Here is a 17,584-nt window from a genome sequence, read left to right on the forward strand (position 1 = left end):
TTTTCCATCACGGGCGTTAACCCCGATCGGGCTTACCTCGACAGGTGCCTCTGACGAGGCACCTGTTTATTTCAACGTGTGATCATCACGTCTTGCGCGGAGCAGTACTTATGGCGAAATGACGAATGCTGGGTTCGGTGTTGCAGTCAGAGCGGTGATGGTGCAAGACCCAACTGCCTGTTGTGTCGCAATACTCAGGAGGTTGGAGCCGTTGTTCCAGGTCACTGCAATTGGCACGGCGGCCGATGCACAGTTAGAGACAACCGAGAAGTTCACCGACACGGTACCGGTGTAACTTGGGTTGGCACCGGCGGTCACTTGCAGTTTCCATGGCAGGTTCAGCAGTTTTGGAACACCGCACAGAGGGTTGCTGCCATTGACGGTCGCACTGTTGATCTGAGCGTAGGTACCATCAGCCGCCACTTGGCCGGAAAACGCAATATTGCAAGTTACAGGCTGTTGCAGCGACGCCGGCGACTTCACAGTAATGCTGCCGGTAGTTGCGAAGGGCGAACCCGCCGGAGCAATGGTATAGGCCGCATTGGCCATCGAAGCTGCGCCGAAGCACAACGCAAACGAACCTACACAAACGAGGGTTTTCAAGCTTTTCATTGTTTTTCCTCACATGTTATGGCGAGTCAATTCGCCAGGGGTAATGGCCATGATCGAGAGGTCACGGTGAATCTGCAGAACTTCCCTTTCCAGCCAAATTTCAATTCGATTACCGTTACAACGCCTAACTGTTACTCAACAACTTTGAAAGTCGGCGGCATCTTGATCGACACCGTTTTAATCGTGCAGTCTTCGCCGATCGGCACATTGGCCGCTTCTAACTTGCCAGTGGCGTTATCCCAAGTTCCATCGGCGGTAGAAGGCCCGCATTTACCGCCCAACCCAAAGGCGTGCACATCGACGGCAATCTTCGACATCGAGCCGCTCTTGGTATCTTTAGCCACCAATACCCACGGCAAGTTGATCGCTTCCACCCGGCTGCACTTGAGGCCGCCGTCGAATTCAACTTTGTCGACATTCACCGACGAGCCATCCGCCGCCACTTTGCCGGCGACCTTGATGGTGCAGTCCGCGCTGATCAGCGCGCCCTTGGAAAAGCTGATGGGACCCTGGGCAGTAAACGCACTGCCGGCGGGTTCGATACGGGCGGCCTGGGCCTGGTGGTAAACAATCAGGCCCAGGGCGGCCAATACAATGTGCGTCGTGAACTTGGCAGGGTTTTGCATGGTGTACGTCCTTCCCTTAATTTTATTTTTGTTCGGGTCAAACAACTGTCTTGCAACTAAGCCGTACTCGAAACCGGTAAAGCCTGGGCGATGAGAACCTGCGCGATACACAGATCCCGAGTACGCCCTACAACTGACTGATTTACGTTAGAAGGGTCTGGTGGTGTTGCTATACTTCTCCAGGTACTTCAAACGTTGTGACGGTTGAAGATTGGTCAGGGTGATATCCCCGGCATAGTGATTAAGCACTCGGTGATCCATGCGTCGTCGCCACAAGTACGGTACATAAGCCCAGACAATCATGCTGGCATAACCGTAGGGCAGTTGCGGCGATTCATCAAAGTGACGCAGGGACTGATAACTTCTGGTTGGGTTGGCGTGATGGTCAGAGTGGCGCTGTAGTTGGAACAGAAAGATATTGGTCACAATCCGGTTGCTGTTCCACGAATGCCGTGGCGAGCAGCGCTCATAACGACCGTTGGGCAACTTCTGGCGCTTGAGACCGTAATGCTCGACGTAGTTCACCACTTCCAGCAGCGAGAAACCGTAGATGCCCTGGATGATCAGGAACGGAATCACTGCCGCGCCCAGCCACGCAATCATCGCGCCCCACAACACCACACTGTACATCCAGGCGCTGAGTACGCCGTTCTTCCAGTGCCAGGCCGGCAGGCCGAGTTTGCGCAGGCGCTCACGTTCCAGGTTCCATGCCGAGCGGGCGCTGAACCACACCGAGCGTGGCAGGAAGGCCCAGAAGCTCTCCCCCAACCGCGAACTGGCCGGATCTTCCGGAGTGGCGACACGTACGTGGTGGCCCCGGTTGTGTTCGGTGTAGAAGTGCCCGTAGAAGGTCGGCGCCAGGGTGATCTTGGCCAGGATGACTTCCAGCAGGCGCGGCTTGTGCCCCAGTTCATGGGCCGTGTTGATGGCGATGCCGGTGGCGGCGCCGGTGGACATCGCCATGCCCAGGTAGGTGAACCAGCTGATTTCGCCGTGCAGTTGGGTGCGAGCGGTGATGAACGCGGCGGTCTTGGCCAGCCAGCTCGACGGGTCCAGGGTGGCGGTAGCGTGCAGCAGACCGCCGCCGATGATCCAGTCGATGCCACCGGCCGCCAGCCACCCGGTGATCACCACCGAGGAGATGACAAACAGCACGCCGGTGTAGACGATCCAGCGGTAGTAGCTTTGGGATTCAAGGTTGCTGACGGCGGATTCCGGCGGGTTGCTGACGTCTTCACCCAGCAGGCCGTCGATTAATGGGATCAGGCCGAAGATCACCAGTACGCCAACCCACCACAGCTGTTGCACACCGGTGGAGATGGCCAGGGCGCCAGAGAGCAAAGGGGTTGCCAGGGGCATAATGCCGAGCCACCACAGGTGGCGTTTGCCGTCGGTCCAGACGTTCGGGGCAGCCAGGGTCTGATTCATGGCAACCTCCGTACGCGGCAGGTGGGCAGGGAGCAAAAATCAACACTGGACAGGTACACGGAGCGATGACTGCTCCGAGAATTCAACCATGCGATAAAAGGCGTTTTTTTCATTATTTTATTCGCTCTTAGGCATTTCAAAAATTGTTTCAAATTAGACATTGAAATAATTTTTTTAAATAAATAGCGCGGAATCGTTAGGTCGTCAACTAAATTCTTGAACCCTTTTGAACGTGACCGGGCAGTCTCTTTTTCAGCCGCTTGGTCAGGTGTCTAGGGCAAGCATTGACGGCGTGGAACCGCGAGTTCAGTCGCACAATTATTTGCTCGCCACGGCAAATGGCGGATGCAAAATCGTGGCGCTTTCCGGTGGCCGGACACGCTTGGCCACCTGCTCGACCAGGGCCGCGACACGCTCGGTAGCCGTTATCGGCAACATATGCCCGCGCCCTTCCACCAACTGCAGCTTGAGGCCCGGCACCCGGCTGGCCAGGGCCTGGCCGTGTTTGCGGAAGTCCAGCACCTTGTCTTGCGCGCCATAGATCAACCCGATGGGCAGGGTCAGTTGCGGGTAGCGCTTGACCATATCCGGCAGGAAATCGTTGACCAGGTTGATCTCGGTGGAGGCGGCATAGAAGTTGTCGGGCCGCATGCCAAGCAATCCTCCGCCGCGGGTGGCGAAGTCTTCCGGAGCGGGGTCGGGGGCGAACACGCCCTTGACCACCGAGCCTTTCGTCAGCAGGCCTATAGGCATGGTCAGGGTGTGGGCCATGTAGCGCCGCAACCATCCCGGACGTATCGCCAAGGACATAAACACCAGCGGCAGCATGCGCTGGGGATGGGTGAGCGGCGCCACCAGGATCAATCCGGACACCGCGTGGGGATGATCCAGCGCCAGCGCCAGAGAAATCGCCCCGCCGAGGGAATGCCCCAGTACCAATGGCTTATCCAGGTCCAGAGTCTTGATAAAGCTCGCGACTTGCCGGGCCTGGCCAGGCAGGTCGGCGGCCGTCCCGGCATGCCGAGTGGAATAGCCCGAACCCGGACGATCCAGGGTGATCACCCGAAAGTGCTCACGCAATTGGGCAGACAAGGCATACGTCAGGTTGCGACTGCTGCCCATCAGCCCGTGGATCATCACCAGCGGCGGGCCCTTGCCCTCGTCTACATAATGAAAGCGCTCGCCGTTGATCTCCAGAAAGCGCCCGTTGATCGGAACAGCGGCTTCTATACGCCGTGTCATCCGGGCACTGAAGCCCCACAACACTACGCTTAACCCTACAAACACACCCGCAGCGACAACCCATTCGACAGCCATAGCTCGGTCCTCTGCATCCCTGCGTTGCTGGCGGCCCGACCGGTATTGGTCAAGACCTCAGCCATCGTCCACCCCTGGACCTAACTGCGTGCGTAAAAGCTCTCGTCCGTCGGATAAGTCGCACTTGAGGAACTGGGTCGTAGCCTAGACGATATTTTCAGGTAGATTATTTAAAATCTTTTTTAAAATAAATAATTCAATTTTTCTTTGCAATGGTGTTCTATCTAAAAAGCCAAAACAAAAACAAGGAGCACATCCGATGTCGAAACCCGTAAGGCGCCACCGGCCCACGAGGGACAGCCTATGAATGCCCATGACACCGTCGACATTGCCATCATCGGTTCCGGATTTGCCGGGCTGTGCATGGCGATCAAACTCAAGGAAGCCGGGTTCAACGACTTCTTTGTCGCCGAGCAAGCCGACGCCCTCGGCGGCACCTGGCGCGATAACCACTACCCCGGCTGCGCCTGCGACGTGCAATCCCATGTCTATTCGTTTTCCTTTGCGCCCAACCCGGACTGGACGCGGCAGTTTGCGCCACAGGCGGAGATTCGCGCCTACCTGGAACAATGCGCCCAACGCTTCGGGCTGGCGCCGTTCCTGCGCTTTGGCATGGGCCTGGAGAAGGCCGTGTTTGATGAGGCACAACATCGCTGGAGCCTGAGCTTCAGCAATGGCCGTCAGGTCAGCGCGCGGGTGTTGGTATCCGGGATGGGTGGCTTGTCGCGCCCGGCACTGCCGAACATTCCGGGCCTGGACAGCTTCAAGGGCAAGCGCTTCCACTCCCAGCAGTGGGACCACGAGTATTCATTGAAGGGCAAACGCGTGGCGGTGATCGGCACTGGCGCCAGTGCCATTCAGTTCGTGCCGCAGATCGCGCCGCAGGTGGCCCATCTGGACCTGTTCCAGCGCACCCCGCCGTGGATCATGCCCAAGCCCGACCGGCCGATTTCACGCGTCGAGCGCTGGGCTTTCAAACACCTGCCGTTCACCCAGCGCCTGGTGCGCGGTGCGTTCTATTGGGCGCTGGAAGGCCGCGTGGTGGGCTTTGCCCTGCACCCGCGCCTGATGAAAATGGTGCAGAAAATCGCCGTGCGCCACCTGCACAAACAAGTGGCCCGCCCTTCCCTGCGCAAGACCCTGACGCCGGACTACACCATCGGCTGCAAGCGCGTGTTGATCTCCAACGACTACTACCCGGCCCTGTCGCGCAGTAACGTGCAGGTGGTGACCGACAACGTGCAGCGCATTGAGGCCGACGGGGTTGTCACCGCCGACGGCATCAAGCACCCGGCCGATTGCATTATCTTCGGCACCGGTTTCCAGGCCACCGATCCCCTGCCCCGCAACTGCATCATCGGCCGCCACGGCATCGACCTGATGGACACCTGGCAAGACGGTGCCCATGCCTACCTGGGCACGACGGTGCCGGGTTATCCGAACCTGTTCCTGATCGTTGGCCCCAACACCGGGCTGGGGCATAACTCGATGATTTTGATGATCGAGGCCCAGGTCACCTACATCCTCGATGCCTTGCAACAAATGCAGCGCCATCGCATCGCCACGGTGGACGTCAAGCCAACGGTAGAGTTGGCCTACAACGCCAGGCTGCAGGAAAAACTCAACGGCACCATCTGGTCCACCGGCGGCTGCAAGAGCTGGTACCTGGACCCGCGCACCGGCAAGAACACCACGCTGTGGCCCGGCTCCACCTGGCGCTTCAAGCAGGTCACCCGGCACTTCGCCCTCAAGGACTACGTCGCCAATCTGGTGCCGGTACCTTCCACCCCGCGCCCGGCCGCAAATCCCCACACCACCGCAGAAGGGAGCCTGTCATGAAGTCATTCAACGGCCGCGTGGCGGCCATCACCGGCGCGGCGTCAGGCATGGGCCGCGCGTTGGCCCTGGCGTTGGCGCGTGAAGGCTGCCACTTGGCGCTGGCGGATAAAAACAGCCAGGGCCTGGAGCAGACCGTCGCACTGATCAAGGCCCAGGTGCTTGCGCCAGTGCTGGTGACCTCGCAGGTGCTGGACGTTTCCGACCGCCAGGCGGTGGAAGAGTGGGCGGCCCGCTGCGCCGCGGAGCATGGCCAGATCAATATGATCTTCAACAACGCCGGCGTCGCGCTGTCCAGCACCGTCGAAGGCGTGGATTACAGCGACCTGGAATGGATCGTCGGGATCAACTTCTGGGGCGTGGTCTACGGCACCAAGGCCTTCCTGCCTTACCTCAAGGCCAGCGGCGACGGCCATGTGATCAACACCTCCAGCGTGTTCGGCCTGTTCGCCCAGCCGGGCATGAGCGGCTACAACGCCACCAAGTTCGCCGTGCGTGGCTTTACCGAATCCCTGCGCCAGGAACTCGACTTGCAAAAAAGCGGGGTCTCGGCCACCTGCGTGCATCCCGGCGGGATCCGCACCGACATCTGCCGCAGCAGCCGGATCGACGCCAACATGACCGGCTTTCTGATCCACAGCGAACAGCAGGCCCGGGCCGACTTTGAAAAGCTGTTCATCACCGACGCCGACCAGGCCGCCAAAGTGATCCTGAGCGGAGTCCGCAAAAACAAACGCCGCGTGCTGATCGGCCGCGACGCCTACTTCCTGGACCTGCTCGCCCGCTGCCTGCCGGCCGCCTATCAAGCGCTGGTGGTGTTCGCCAGCAAACGCATGGCGCCGGAACAACGCAGTGCGCCCTCGCCCGTCCTTGAAACCAACGAAGAGCACCGTCTCTGAACTGGAGTACCGACCATGCTGCCGATTCGCCGCGACCTCCGTTTTGCCCTGCCGGCCGAACGCATCAAGAACTGGCATGAACAAGGCCCGTTCATCACGCACTTTTTCAACGCGTTGTCGCTGCTGTTTCCCCAGGGCGAACTGTTCTTCATGGACAGCGTACGCCACTACCGCCAGCGCATCGAAGACCCCGAACTGAAGAAGGAAATCCAGGGTTTCATCGGCCAGGAAGCCATGCACAGCCGCGAGCACGTGGCCTACAACGACCTGCTGCAAGCCGCCGGGCTGCCCGCGCATACCCTGGACCGTCGGCTGAAGATGATCCTCGACGCGCAAAAGAAATACATGCCCGCCTCCTTCAACCTGGCGGTGACCATTGCCCTGGAGCATTACACCGCGATGCTCGCGGAAATCCTCCTCAGCGATCCCTCGCGGTTCGGTGACTCGGTCAAGGGGTACCAACAGATGTGGTACTGGCATGCCCTGGAGGAAACCGAGCACAAGGCGGTGGCGTTTGATGTGTGGAACAGCGTGATCAAGCCTGGGCCCAAACGTTATTTGCTACGCACCGGGACCATGCTGACCACCACGCTGCTGTTCTGGGTGGTGGTCTTTGATTTTCACCTGCGCCTGCTGTTTGCCGACCGGCGTTCGGGTGGGCATGTGAAGGGTTTCTGGCGGATGCTCAAGTTTCTTTACGGGCCCAAGGGTGTGTTCCCGCGCATGGCGCTGCCCTGGTTGCATTACTTCAAGCCCGGGTTTCATCCCTGGGACCATGACAACCGGGCACGCCTGGCGGGCATTGACCGTTTGGTGGAAGAGATCGAGCAGGCCCATAACGGTTATGGGCCCGCTTGAATCCGCTTAACGCTGGGTCGGGATGCGAATGTCGCCATCCCGGCACTGGCTCTTGACGCTACGCGGGCAGCCGGCGAATGCCAGGTCCTTGGTCAGGCACACCCGCACTTCGGTCAGCACCGCGCCCTTGCAGATCACTGCAAGGCCGTGGTTGCCCATGGCCGGGTTGCTCTCGCGAAACAGCGCTTCGATGTCCCGCGCGCCCAGGCCGCTTGGGACATTGAAGGGCTCAAGCTGCTGCGGGATCTTGACCACGCCCAGCGCCGCGTCGGTCTTGTCCAGGTAGGCTGACGCCTCAAGCCCACTGCAGGTACCGTGCTTGGCCCATTCATGCCTGAGCAGTCTGGGCGACGGGAACAGCGTCCTGCCCCGGGCGAAGTCTGCATCCGACAAGCGCGACTGCGGCTCACACGACGCCGGCCAGCCGCCCTTCGCGTACTGCGGCCACAGCCCATGCAGGACAAACCCGTAGCCCTTGCCCGAACACTGCTGGTCGTCCGGGTGCGTCAGGCAGAAGGTTGGCGACCAGGACAGCGACAACACATAAAAATCAAACTCCCCGGCTTGCCCCTGGGCCCGCGGCGCTGCCGTCGCGGCCCCGGCCAATGCCAGGCAAAGCACAATCCAGGCTGCTTTCATCTTCATCCGTTCATTCCTTAAAAAGACAAAATCAACGCACCGCTAGACCGCCAGGTTGGGGTTACGTTGTAGCACCCGGTCCATGACCCGGTCGGTCTTCAACGCCTCGATCGCCAGCGCCGGGTGCTTGCTCTCGCCGCGAATATGCGCATTCATCCCCAGTACGTGATGCCACTGGATATGCGCATGGTTGGGCACCTCCAGCACCTCGCTGGTCTCGCCCTCAAGCCGCAACGGCGCTTCATCGAACACCGAGAACGTGATGCGACCCTTGCTGCCGATCATCTCTACCCGGTCTTCGCGCCGGTCGGCGACAAAGTTCCAGCAGCCCATGCCCAACGCGCCCGAGGCGAAGGTCCAGCAGGCGGTGACGGCATCTTCGGCGGCGTAGCGCCCGGCCTGGCGCGCGGTAAACCCGGCCACATCGACGATATCCCCGACCAGGTACTGGAACAGGTCAAAACCGTGGCTGGCCAAGTCGGCAAAATACCCGCCGCCGGCAATCGCCGGGTCGGTGCGCCAGTTGGCACTGCTGGCATCGTCTTCTGACGGCGGCTTGCACAGGGTCCAGGTCAGATGACGCAACTCGCCGATGCGCCCGTCCTGCAGCCAGTCCCGCACCTGCTGGAAGCGCGGCAGGGAACGCCGGTAATAAGAGACAAACAGGTGCAGCCCGGCCTGTTCGAAGGTGCGTTGCATCAGCGCGCTTTGCTCGGCATTCAGTGACATGGGCTTCTCGACGCAGCAATGCTTACCGGCAGCGGCCACCATCAGGCTGTATTCGAGGTGGCTGTCGGGTGGCGTGGCGATGTAGACCGCGTCCACTTCCGGGTCGTCAATCAGCGCCTGGGCGTCGGTGTAGAACCGGGCAATGCCATGGCGTGCCGCATAATCGCGCACGGCTTCCTCGCGGCGCCCCATCACAGCCACCAGCGCCGAACCTGGCGCTTTGTAGAAGGCGGGTCCACTCTTGAGTTCAGTGACACTGCCACAGCCGATCATGCCCCAGCGTACGGTGTTCATCTGCATCTCCTTCAGGTGAGTTTTTTCGATGGGGCAGTATCGGTGTTTTCCGGCCCCCTCTCCACCCTGCCGGAGAAAGACTCAGCATGACAATTGCATTACACTTTTATGACAATCATCCAGCTGCGGGGGCACAGACGATGAAAATAAGGGCCACGGTGATTTGCGAGCACGACGGGCACATCCTGTTCGTGCGTAAAGCCCGATCGAAATGGGCACTGCCCGGCGGCAAGGTCGAGCGCGATGAGCGCCCGGCAGGTGCTGCCGCACGAGAACTGGAAGAGGAAACCGGGCTGAACGTGGACGGTTTGCTGTTATTGCAGGAGCTGAAGGCCAGCGACACCCTGCACCATGTGTTCGAGGCGTCGGTGGTGAATATCGACGAAGCCCGGCCGCTGAGCGAAATAAAGGAATGCCAGTGGCATCCCTACACGCGCCTGGAAGACCTGGATACCACCCAGGCCACCCAGCAAATCGTCAAATCCTTCCTGCGCCGCCTCTAGTCGGGAACGAACGGCAGCGCGCGCATGTGGGCCGTCTTGAGGTAGGCGCTCTCGACAATCGCCCTCACCCGTTCACTGACCGACTCGCCCATCAGATAGCTGTCGATCTCGTCATAACTGCAACCATACGCCAGCTCATCCAGCTTGCCCGGGGCCAGCTCTTCCAGGTCAGCAGTCGGTGCCTTGGCCACCAAGTGGCGTGGCCCGCCAAGGGCGCTGGCCAGCAGGCGCACCTGGGTCTTGGTCAGCCCTGAGAGCGGCGCCAGGTCGCAGGCGCCGTCACCGAACTTGGTGAAAAACCCCATCAACGCCTCTGCGCCGTGGTCGGTGCCCACCACCAGGCCATTGTGCAAATTCGCTACGGCGTACTGCGCCATCATCCGCGCCCGGGCCTTGACGTTGCCCTTGATAAAGTCGATGCGTTCAGCACTGGCCTGCCCGGCAGACAGGCTGCCCATCAGCCCGTCGACGCAGGCGGCAATGTTCAGCGTCTCGATCTGGTCCGGCGCGATAAATTCCAGGGAGGCCTGGGCGTCGCGTTCGTCCGCCTGGGTTTTATAGGGCAGGCGCATGGCAATAAAGCGCGCCTCGTAGTCCTCGTCGCGCAGTTGCTCCACCGCCAACTGGCACAGGCGCCCGGCGGTCAGTGAGTCGACGCCGCCGCTGATGCCCAGCACTAATGCGTGGCAGCCGGACTGGCGCAAAGTGCCCTTGATGAAGTCGATGCGCCGTTGCAGTTCAGCGCCCTCGCCACCCTTGCCGAGCAGCCGGTTGATCTTCAGTTCTTGTGCGATACGTGCCTGTGTGTCCATGTCACACCCCCAGTTGCGGATTGACGTTGCCGACGTTGAACACCTGCGCCGCATACTGCAGGAACGAGGCGTCTTCGCAGACGTTCTTGATCGGGTCATCGGAGAATTTCACCACCGGCTCGCCATGCACCCGCACCAGCTTCATCACGATGCTCAGCGGCTCCACTCCGTCGACATCACAGGCCAGGCTGGTGCCCATGCCAAAGCCGAACTTGGCCTTGCCCCGCACGTGCCGCAGGATCGGCAGGCATTTCTCGAAATTCAGGCCATCGGAGAACATCAGGTCCTTGGTCATCGGGTCGATGCCCAGCTCCTTGTAGCGGGCCAACACCTTGTCGGCCCAGACGATCGGGTCACCGGAGTCCTGGCGCAAACCGTCGTACAGCTTGGCAAAGTACAGGTCGAAATCCTTGAGGAAAAAGTCGGTGCTGATGCAGTCGGTCAGGGCGATACCCAAGCGCCCACGGTATTCGCGCACCCAGTTTTCCAGCGCCGCGTTCTGGCTTTCCCGCAGCCGGCCCAGTTGCTGGTGCACCATCAGCCATTGGTGGGCCATGGTGCCGATCAGCGGCAAGTCGAATTCGTAGGCCAGGTGCGCGTTGCTGGTGCCGATGAACTGGCCGGGAAAGTCACGGCGCATGATGTCCACCACTTCGCGCTGGGCCTTGAACGACAACCGACGGCGGGTGGAGAAGTCCGAGACGCGCAGGTCCGCCAACTCGTCGCGGGTGAGATTCTTCTCCAGCCAGTCGAACTTCTGGTAGAGCTTGCGGGTGACGTCTTCGAGGGTCACGTCGGGGTATTTGGCGCGGTTGCGCAGTTCGCTGACCAGGGCCAATACCGGCTGTTCGAACATGATGCAGTGCAGCATCGGGCCAACCACGCGGATGTTCAGTTGGCCGTCGACTTCACTGACGTGGATATAGCGGAGGTTGAAGCGGAACAGGCCCAGGAAACGCTCGAAATCCGGGGTCAGGTATTCCCGGCGCTGGTTGAACAGAAAGCGCAGTTCACCTTCGCGCATGTTGAGGCCGGCGAGTTTTTCCAGCTCGGCCCGCAGCTCGGGAATCAGGTGCCCGAGTTTCTCTTTGGAGCGGACGATGAACTGGTATTCCACATCGACATTCGGGTGCTGGTGCAGCACGGCCTGCATCATGGTGAAGGTGTAGTAGTCGGTGTCCAGCAAGCCCTGGATCACGCTGTTCTCGTAGTCGTATGCACTTTCCATGAGGTACTCCTTAACGCGCGGCCATCGCGGCCAGTTCTTCCCGATTGCGGGTAATGACGACGCCTACTTGTTGCAGGTGGTTGACCGCCTGCACACCGCCCTCCTCGCTGATGCCGCGGCATGCCGGCAGGTGCAGGATCACTTCGAAACCTGCCTGCAGCAGTTGCAGGGCGGTGGTCTTGACGCAGTAGTCCAGCGCCAAGCCGCCGACGATCACGCGCCGGATGCCCTGTGAGTAGAGGTATTCGATGACGCCGGTGGAGAGTTTGTCGTGGAGGTCGTGGTAGCAGGCGCCGTAGGGGTGCAGGTCGGGCTCGACGCCTTTCCAGATGAAGTAGTCGTAGTCATAGGGTGTGGGCAATTCGTCCAGCAGGGTGAAACCCTCGGTGCCCGGCACGCAGTGGGCAACCCAGGTGACGTCGGCATGCACCAGCCCGGTGGGTTTCAGCATGTCGCTGTGGTGTTGCACCACCCAGGGCGCGTGCGGGGTGTGGGCGTCCTTGCTGCCGACACGTCGCCCGGCGAGGCTGGCCATGTAATTGAGCTCGGCGCCGATCTCGTCACCGCCGGCGACCGGCAATTCATTGGGGCACAGTGGCGTGAAGCTCTTCTGGGCGTCGACGTCGAATGAGGCGATAGCGTTTTTAGAGACGGTCATGTGCGTGTTCTCCTGTGGCCTGGACACAAAAGTACACGTCATGTACTTTCATAGCAAGAAACATTTATTTACCTATGCTGGATCGAGTACACGACATCGCCGCTTGATCCGTTAGACTGTGCCCCACCGCTGCCAACAGGACCCGACATGCCAGACCACGCCCCACCCCTTAGCGCCTACCTGCACACCGTGGACTTATGCGTGCTGTTCTATTGTCGTGCCTCCGGGGAGTTGAAGATCCTGCTCAACCAGCGCGAAGCCGAGCCCTTCGCCGGACACTGGGCGTTGCCGGGCGTGGTGGTGAATGGCGGCGTGCAAGATCTGAGCCTTCAGGATGCCGTGGAACGGTTGCGGGCCAGTGACAAGGTCGGCCTGGCGCTGGCCTGGTGCGAGCAGGTGGGTACGGTGGGTGATGCGTTTCGTGATCCGCGCTGCTGGTCTTCGTCGACCTATTACCTGGCGATCGCGGCTGATGAAGTGACGCTGGCCGGGCATCAGCGCTGGTTCTCGCTGGATGCGGTGGCGGGTAGCGCGGTCAAGTTGCCTTTCGATCACAACGGGATTGTGGCGGCGGTGCAGGAAAGACTGTTTTCCAAGTCGCTGTACAGCAGCTTGCCGTTGATGTTTTTGGGCAATGAGTTCAGTGCACCGGAGGCGACTACGATCTTCTCGCTGGTGCTGGCGCGGCCGGTGCTGAAGACCAGTATTCGCCAGCGGTTGCTGAAGTTGACTGAGGCCGGTTTCTTGCGGGAGACGGGCCGCAAGAAGCATGGCGAAGGCGGACGGCCGCAGGCGACAGTGGAGAACCTGAAGCCTGGCGCGGTGTACTTCTTTGATCGCAGCTTTGCCGAATAAGACCAAGCCCCCTTCCCTGGGCAATGAAGATCCACTGTGGGCTTGCTCGCGAATGCGGTGTATCAGTCAGCATATCCGGCGACTGACACTCCGCATTCGCGAGCAAGCCCGCTCCCACATTTTTTGATCTGCGGTGGTTCAAGGAGATGCGTCCGGCTCAATTCATCCAGTTGCCGCCGTCGACGTTGTAGGTCTGGGCAACCACGTAGTCGGCCTCTTTGGACGCGAGGAAAATCGCCATGCCGGTGAGGTCTTCCGCCGTGCCCATCCTCCCAAACGGCACCTCGGCCCCCACGCGCTTTTTCTTCTCGCCCAGCGGCAGCCCTTCGTGTTTGGCAAACATCGCGTCCACCCCGTCCCAATGCTCACCGTCCACCACACCCGGTGCGATGGCGTTCACGTTGATCCCCTGCTTGATCAAGTTAAGCCCCGCCGACTGCGTGAGGCTGATCACCGCCGCCTTGGTCGCGCAGTACACCGCCACCAGCGCTTCACCCCGGCGCCCGGCCTGGCTGGCCATGTTGATGATCTTGCCGCCATGCCCCTGTTTGATCATCTGCCTGGCAGCCGCCTGCAAGGTGAACAGCGTACCGGCGACGTTGATCGAGAACAGCCGGTCGAAGCTGTCGCGGGTGATGTCGGTGATGGGTGCCAGGTCGAACAAGGCGGCGTTGTTGATCAGGATGTCGAGCTTGCCGGCCTGCGCCACCACGGCGGCAATCGCGGCGTCGATGGACGCCTGGTCGGTGACGTCCATGGCCACCGCGTAGGCCTTCGGGCCCAGCTCCGTGGCGGTAACCCGGGCCCGTTCCAGGTTGATATCGGCGATGGCGACGGTGGCGCCTTCGTTGATGTAGGCCTGGGCAAACGCCCGGCCAATGCCTCGGGCGCTGCCGGTGACCAGCGCGCTTTTACCTTCCAGTCGTTTCATGAATGCAGTGTCCCTGAGGTGGTTATTTCGGGTAGCCGGCGCGTTTCATTTCGCGCTCGGTGGTGGACTGCGCCTCGGCCAGTGCCTTGTCGACGGTCATGCCGCCGGTGAGCGCTGCCGAAAACAGCTTGCCCACCGAGGTGCCGATGGCCTGGAACTCGGGGATCGTCACGTATTGGATGCCCACGTACGGCACGGGTTTGGCCGACGGGTGCGCCGGGTCGGCGTGTTGCATCATCTGCAAGGTCACCTTGGCAAAAGGCGCGGCGGCCAGGTAGGCCGCGTTGTAGGTGGACTGGCGCGTGCCCGGCGGGACGTTGGTGATGCCCTCCTTGTCCGCCACCAGCTGGATGTATTCCTTGGAGGTGGCCCAGGTGATGAAGGCTTTGGCGGCGTCCTTGTGCTTGGAGGTGGCCGGGATCGCCAGGGACCAGGCGTACAGCCACGACGAGCCCTTGTCGGTGACTTCGGTAGGCGCGGCGGCAAAGCCCACGCTGTCGGCGACTTTGCTTTGGGTTTTGTCGGTGGTAAACGAGCCGGCCACGCTGGCGTCGACCCAGATCGCGCATTTGCCGCTGTTGAACAGCGCCAGGGTTTCGTTGAAACCATTGCTGGAGACGCCCGGCGGGCCGTAGTTCTTTAGGGTGTTGACGTAGAAGTTTGCCGCCGCGGTCCATTCCGGGCTCGTCAGCTCGGGTTTCCATTGCTCGTCAAACCAGCGCGCACCAAAGGCGTTGGCCATGGTGCTCAGCAGCGCGACGTTTTCACCCCAGCCAGCCTTGCCCCGCAGGCACATGCCGTATTGGTCCTTGGTGGGCTGGTGTAGCTTGGCGGCGAACTCGCCCAATTGGGTCCAGGTCGGATGTTCCGGCATCGTCAGGCCGGCCTGCTTGAACAGGTCGGTGCGGTAATAAGTCACGGTGCTTTCGCCGTAGAACGGCAAGGCGTAGAGGGTGTTGTTCACCGACAGCCCCTGGCGCACTGCGGGGAAGATGTCTTCCACGTCGTAATCGGCGGGCAGCGGCGTGATCGGCTCCAGCCAGTGCTTGGCGCCCCATAGCGGGGTTTCATAGGTGCCGATGGTCAGCACGTCGAATTGGCCGCCCTGGGTCGCGATGTCGGTGGTGAGGCGCTGGCGCAGCACATTTTCTTCGAGCACCACCCAATTGAGCTTCACCTCGGGGTGCTGCTGTTCGAACACCTTGGACAGGCGTTGCATGCGGATCATGTCACTGTTGTTGACCGTGGCGATGGTCACGGTTTCGGCCGCATGGGCGGCCATCGCGAGTGTGAGGCCGGAGAGCAGGAACAGCGCTTTCGGTATCTTGAACATGGCGGTTTCCACTTATTGTTTTTGTTGTTGACGGCCCGATTACAGCAGCTTGCCCTGGGCCGGACAAACGACTGACGGATGCCCGGCTGATACTTTTTTAACCGCATCGCCAAGATCAAAAAAGTATCAGTGGCGGGCAAAACCCGGGGTAGCGGCTACTTGGTCAAAGGGCGTATTTTGGTGCCATTCCAAAAAGCCCAAAAGGGCCAAGCCCATGCCAGCCAGCCGATCCGCCCTTTTTGAACAGCGCCCCGCCGAGCTGGAAGTGATTCTTGCCGAGCCCGAGCATGGCTTTCGCTGGTACGAACATGACTATCCGTTCGAACTCGCCCGCTGGAACCATCACCCCGAATTCGAAATCCACCTGATCCGCCAGGGCAGCGGCAAGCTGGTGGCGGGTGACTATATCGGTGCGTTTGGCGCCGGCCATGTGGCGCTGATCGGCCCCGACCTGCCCCACGACTGGATCGGCGACCTGGCCCCGGGCGAATACCTGACGGGGCGCGATGTGGTGTTGCAGTTCGACGGTGCGGCGCTGCTGGCCCTGCGCAACACGCTGCCTGAGCTGGGCGACCTGCAAGGCCTGTTTGACCGGGCCCGGCGCGGTCTGGAGTTCACCGGCGAGACGGCACTGAAGGCCGCGCAACTCCTCGAATCCATCGGCCCCGCCCAGGGGCTGGCGCGCCTGATTCTGTTCATCCAGTTGCTGCACACCTTGATGCAGGCACCTTCCGGGGAAGCCCATTGCCTGGCCAGTGCCTGTTACACGCCAAGCCTGGACGCCCGCAGTTCGAAACGCATTCACAAGGCTTTCGACTACCTGATGACGGAATTGACCGGCGACCTGCGGCTTTCGGTGATCGCCCAGCGCCTGGACATGAGCGAGCCGGGCTTCTCGCGGTTCTTCAAGCGCGTTACCGGCCACGGTTTTATCGACCTGATGCGCAAGTTCCGGGTGCAGCGCGCCTGCCGACTGTTGCTGCAAAGCGAAATGTCGGTGGCCGATATCTGCTTTGAAGTGGGCTACGCCAACCTCTCCAATTTCAACCGGCACTTTCGCATCGAGATGAACCAGACACCCAGCGAGTATCGCAGGGAGACGGCGATGTACCTGTTCAACCGCAACGGTGATCAGGCGCTGCCGTTTACCAAGGCGCACTGAGCCAGACGCGCCACTTCCAGCTCCCTATCGGCTCGGTGCCGCTGGTCATCCTCCAGAAACCACGCCGCCGACAAGCCGGCGTGCGCCACCACCCATTGCAACAGGCGCTGGCGCTCCAGGCCCGCGGCACCGACGATGATCTCGACCTGGCGTGCAAATCGCGCCGGATCGGTGCAAGTGGGCAAATCCGGATTGCAGATCAAATTCGCGTAGTCATAGCCACGCTCGCCGGTCACCCGCTTGGGATCAATCGCCAGCCAGCCCCGGGGGCCGAAATCGAGGATGTTGTCGTGGTGCACATCACCGTGCAGCACCACCGGTTCCTGAGGTGAAGCCAGCAGGCTGCGGGCCGTGGCGGCACACTCGCGTATCCGCCCGCCTTTGCCCTCAGCGGCGAGCCACAGGGAGCGGAACCAGTGCTCCAATGAGTGCAAGCCCGCCGGTGGCAACGGGCGCGGGGCATGCAACAACGCCACGGTGGCGCAGGCAATGCGGCTGGCTTCATCGTCCTGGCCATTGAGGGCCATGTGCATCAGCGAACCCGGGCCGGTTGCGCGCTCCATCAGCACCGCATCGCCGTCATGCAAAAACACTCGTGCAGCGCCCTCGCCGGCCCACCAGGTCATCAACTCGCCGCCGAGCTTTTCCTCAGGCTCGCGGGCGATCTTGAGCATCACCGGCTGCCCGTCCCAGCGCACCGGCAGCAGGTCGCTGCCGGGGGTGATGATGGCGTCACCCTCGGGTGTCAGGTTCCAGCGTTTCAAATAGTGATCGAACATCGGACGACTCCCAGTGCGAGGTCCTGCAGGATGCCACATGCGACTTTACCCGGTCCGTTACGTTTCTGACCAAAAGGCCGACTAA

Annotated in this window: 18 protein-coding genes; 6 read left to right on the forward strand and 12 right to left on the reverse strand. The window is 61.1% G+C overall.

Going from position 1 to position 17,584, the window contains the following annotated elements:
- Positions 1 to 108: 108 nt before the first annotated feature.
- From praB to JFU58_RS09085, 4 genes are all read right to left on the reverse strand, one after another.
- A complete protein-coding gene (gene praB / locus JFU58_RS09070; protein WP_017479887.1) occupies positions 109 to 612 on the reverse strand; it encodes an alkane oxidation protein activator PraB in 504 nt (167 codons plus the stop codon).
- Positions 613 to 743: 131 nt separating this feature from the next.
- Positions 744 to 1,238, reverse strand: coding sequence for an alkane oxidation protein activator PraA (praA, locus tag JFU58_RS09075; protein ID WP_017479886.1), 495 nt, complete (start codon positions 1,236 to 1,238; stop codon positions 744 to 746).
- 147 nt (positions 1,239 to 1,385) lie between these two features.
- Complete coding sequence (locus JFU58_RS09080; RefSeq protein WP_063029341.1) at positions 1,386 to 2,666, reverse strand: alkane 1-monooxygenase; 1,281 nt, start codon at positions 2,664 to 2,666, stop codon at positions 1,386 to 1,388.
- Between the two features lie 318 nt (positions 2,667 to 2,984).
- Positions 2,985 to 3,983: an alpha/beta fold hydrolase gene (locus JFU58_RS09085; RefSeq protein WP_093209048.1), complete on the reverse strand. Its 999-nt coding sequence runs from the start codon at positions 3,981 to 3,983 to the stop codon at positions 2,985 to 2,987.
- A 303-nt stretch (positions 3,984 to 4,286) separates the two neighbouring features.
- On the opposite strand from JFU58_RS09085, the gene JFU58_RS09090 reads away from it, so the two are divergent.
- The 3 genes from JFU58_RS09090 to JFU58_RS09100 are packed head-to-tail and all read left to right on the forward strand — an operon-like array spanning position 4,287 to position 7,576.
- Positions 4,287 to 5,822, forward strand: a complete 1,536-nt coding sequence (locus JFU58_RS09090) for a flavin-containing monooxygenase (RefSeq protein WP_201140319.1) — start codon at positions 4,287 to 4,289, stop codon at positions 5,820 to 5,822.
- A complete protein-coding gene (locus tag JFU58_RS09095; protein ID WP_201140320.1) occupies positions 5,819 to 6,718 on the forward strand; it encodes an SDR family NAD(P)-dependent oxidoreductase in 900 nt (299 codons plus the stop codon). The genes JFU58_RS09090 and JFU58_RS09095 overlap by 4 nt, the downstream gene beginning before the upstream one ends.
- A 15-nt stretch (positions 6,719 to 6,733) precedes the next feature.
- On the forward strand, positions 6,734 to 7,576 hold the full coding sequence (locus JFU58_RS09100) for a metal-dependent hydrolase (protein ID WP_093209036.1): 843 nt from the start codon (positions 6,734 to 6,736) through the stop codon (positions 7,574 to 7,576).
- 6 nt (positions 7,577 to 7,582) lie between these two features.
- On the opposite strand, the gene JFU58_RS09105 is transcribed toward JFU58_RS09100, so the two are convergent.
- Positions 7,583 to 8,221, reverse strand: a complete 639-nt coding sequence (locus JFU58_RS09105; RefSeq protein WP_373568927.1) for a ribonuclease T2 family protein — start codon at positions 8,219 to 8,221, stop codon at positions 7,583 to 7,585.
- 36 nt (positions 8,222 to 8,257) lie between these two features.
- Positions 8,258 to 9,238 carry a Gfo/Idh/MocA family protein gene (locus tag JFU58_RS09110; RefSeq protein ID WP_177070956.1) on the reverse strand — a complete coding sequence of 327 codons (981 nt, stop codon included), beginning with the start codon at positions 9,236 to 9,238 and terminating at the stop codon, positions 8,258 to 8,260.
- 140 nt (positions 9,239 to 9,378) lie between these two features.
- Here JFU58_RS09110 and JFU58_RS09115 point away from each other — a divergent pair, with 140 nt between their 5' ends.
- Positions 9,379 to 9,741 (forward strand): NUDIX hydrolase, encoded by a 363-nt coding sequence (locus tag JFU58_RS09115; RefSeq protein WP_063029335.1) that lies wholly within the window; start codon positions 9,379 to 9,381, stop codon positions 9,739 to 9,741.
- Here the strand turns inward: JFU58_RS09115 and nadE are convergent.
- Genes nadE through JFU58_RS09130 form a run of 3 tightly spaced genes read right to left on the reverse strand, consistent with a single transcriptional unit; the run spans position 9,738 to position 12,439 of the window.
- Positions 9,738 to 10,553, reverse strand: a complete 816-nt coding sequence (nadE, locus tag JFU58_RS09120) for an ammonia-dependent NAD(+) synthetase (RefSeq protein ID WP_201140321.1) — start codon at positions 10,551 to 10,553, stop codon at positions 9,738 to 9,740. The two genes, JFU58_RS09115 and nadE, sit on opposite strands and share 4 nt — an antisense overlap.
- 1 nt (position 10,554) lies before the next feature.
- The gene (gene pncB / locus JFU58_RS09125; RefSeq protein ID WP_063029333.1) at positions 10,555 to 11,781 is read right to left on the reverse strand and encodes a nicotinate phosphoribosyltransferase; all 1,227 of its coding nucleotides are present in this window, start codon (positions 11,779 to 11,781) and stop codon (positions 10,555 to 10,557) included.
- A 10-nt stretch (positions 11,782 to 11,791) separates the two neighbouring features.
- Positions 11,792 to 12,439, reverse strand: coding sequence for a nicotinamidase (locus JFU58_RS09130; RefSeq protein ID WP_063029331.1), 648 nt, complete (start codon positions 12,437 to 12,439; stop codon positions 11,792 to 11,794).
- A gap of 147 nt (positions 12,440 to 12,586) precedes the next feature.
- On the opposite strand from JFU58_RS09130, the gene JFU58_RS09135 reads away from it, so the two are divergent.
- On the forward strand, positions 12,587 to 13,294 hold the full coding sequence (locus JFU58_RS09135) for an NUDIX hydrolase (RefSeq protein ID WP_201140322.1): 708 nt from the start codon (positions 12,587 to 12,589) through the stop codon (positions 13,292 to 13,294).
- Positions 13,295 to 13,451: 157 nt separating this feature from the next.
- Here the strand turns inward: JFU58_RS09135 and JFU58_RS09140 are convergent, their stop codons facing one another.
- A complete protein-coding gene (locus JFU58_RS09140; protein ID WP_201140323.1) occupies positions 13,452 to 14,225 on the reverse strand; it encodes an L-iditol 2-dehydrogenase in 774 nt (257 codons plus the stop codon).
- Between the two features lie 22 nt (positions 14,226 to 14,247).
- On the reverse strand, positions 14,248 to 15,558 hold the full coding sequence (locus tag JFU58_RS09145; protein WP_063029325.1) for an ABC transporter substrate-binding protein: 1,311 nt from the start codon (positions 15,556 to 15,558) through the stop codon (positions 14,248 to 14,250).
- 214 nt (positions 15,559 to 15,772) lie between these two features.
- Here JFU58_RS09145 and JFU58_RS09150 point away from each other — a divergent pair, with 214 nt between their 5' ends.
- Positions 15,773 to 16,720 carry an AraC family transcriptional regulator gene (locus JFU58_RS09150; protein ID WP_201140324.1) on the forward strand — a complete coding sequence of 316 codons (948 nt, stop codon included), beginning with the start codon at positions 15,773 to 15,775 and terminating at the stop codon, positions 16,718 to 16,720.
- Here the strand turns inward: JFU58_RS09150 and JFU58_RS09155 are convergent.
- Positions 16,690 to 17,499 carry an aminoglycoside phosphotransferase family protein gene (locus JFU58_RS09155; RefSeq protein ID WP_201140326.1) on the reverse strand — a complete coding sequence of 270 codons (810 nt, stop codon included), beginning with the start codon at positions 17,497 to 17,499 and terminating at the stop codon, positions 16,690 to 16,692. The two genes, JFU58_RS09150 and JFU58_RS09155, sit on opposite strands and share 31 nt — an antisense overlap.
- Positions 17,500 to 17,584: the final 85 nt, after the last annotated feature.

The sequence above is a fragment of the Pseudomonas sp. TH34 genome (genome assembly GCF_016650865.1).
Taxonomy (GTDB): domain Bacteria; phylum Pseudomonadota; class Gammaproteobacteria; order Pseudomonadales; family Pseudomonadaceae; genus Aquipseudomonas; species Aquipseudomonas yamanorum.

What these genes read in the sequence shown, in the direction of transcription:
- JFU58_RS09130 (WP_063029331.1), bottom strand. Translation starts at nt 12,439, where the DNA reads ATGACCGTCTCTAAAAACGCTATCGCCTCATTCGACGTCGACGCCCAG.
- JFU58_RS09145 (WP_063029325.1), bottom strand. Translation starts at nt 15,558, where the DNA reads ATGTTCAAGATACCGAAAGCGCTGTTCCTGCTCTCCGGCCTCACACTC.
- JFU58_RS09095 (WP_201140320.1), top strand. Translation starts at nt 5,819, where the DNA reads ATGAAGTCATTCAACGGCCGCGTGGCGGCCATCACCGGCGCGGCGTCA.
- JFU58_RS09135 (WP_201140322.1), top strand. Translation starts at nt 12,587, where the DNA reads ATGCCAGACCACGCCCCACCCCTTAGCGCCTACCTGCACACCGTGGAC.
- JFU58_RS09155 (WP_201140326.1), bottom strand. Translation starts at nt 17,499, where the DNA reads ATGTTCGATCACTATTTGAAACGCTGGAACCTGACACCCGAGGGTGAC.
- nadE (WP_201140321.1), bottom strand. Translation starts at nt 10,553, where the DNA reads ATGGACACACAGGCACGTATCGCACAAGAACTGAAGATCAACCGGCTG.
- JFU58_RS09110 (WP_177070956.1), bottom strand. Translation starts at nt 9,238, where the DNA reads ATGAACACCGTACGCTGGGGCATGATCGGCTGTGGCAGTGTCACTGAA.
- JFU58_RS09100 (WP_093209036.1), top strand. Translation starts at nt 6,734, where the DNA reads ATGCTGCCGATTCGCCGCGACCTCCGTTTTGCCCTGCCGGCCGAACGC.
- praB (WP_017479887.1), bottom strand. Translation starts at nt 612, where the DNA reads ATGAAAAGCTTGAAAACCCTCGTTTGTGTAGGTTCGTTTGCGTTGTGC.
- JFU58_RS09080 (WP_063029341.1), bottom strand. Translation starts at nt 2,666, where the DNA reads ATGAATCAGACCCTGGCTGCCCCGAACGTCTGGACCGACGGCAAACGC.
- praA (WP_017479886.1), bottom strand. Translation starts at nt 1,238, where the DNA reads ATGCAAAACCCTGCCAAGTTCACGACGCACATTGTATTGGCCGCCCTG.
- JFU58_RS09115 (WP_063029335.1), top strand. Translation starts at nt 9,379, where the DNA reads ATGAAAATAAGGGCCACGGTGATTTGCGAGCACGACGGGCACATCCTG.
- JFU58_RS09150 (WP_201140324.1), top strand. Translation starts at nt 15,773, where the DNA reads ATGCCAGCCAGCCGATCCGCCCTTTTTGAACAGCGCCCCGCCGAGCTG.
- pncB (WP_063029333.1), bottom strand. Translation starts at nt 11,781, where the DNA reads ATGGAAAGTGCATACGACTACGAGAACAGCGTGATCCAGGGCTTGCTG.
- JFU58_RS09085 (WP_093209048.1), bottom strand. Translation starts at nt 3,983, where the DNA reads ATGGCTGTCGAATGGGTTGTCGCTGCGGGTGTGTTTGTAGGGTTAAGC.
- JFU58_RS09105 (WP_373568927.1), bottom strand. Translation starts at nt 8,221, where the DNA reads ATGAAGATGAAAGCAGCCTGGATTGTGCTTTGCCTGGCATTGGCCGGG.
- JFU58_RS09090 (WP_201140319.1), top strand. Translation starts at nt 4,287, where the DNA reads ATGAATGCCCATGACACCGTCGACATTGCCATCATCGGTTCCGGATTT.
- JFU58_RS09140 (WP_201140323.1), bottom strand. Translation starts at nt 14,225, where the DNA reads ATGAAACGACTGGAAGGTAAAAGCGCGCTGGTCACCGGCAGCGCCCGA.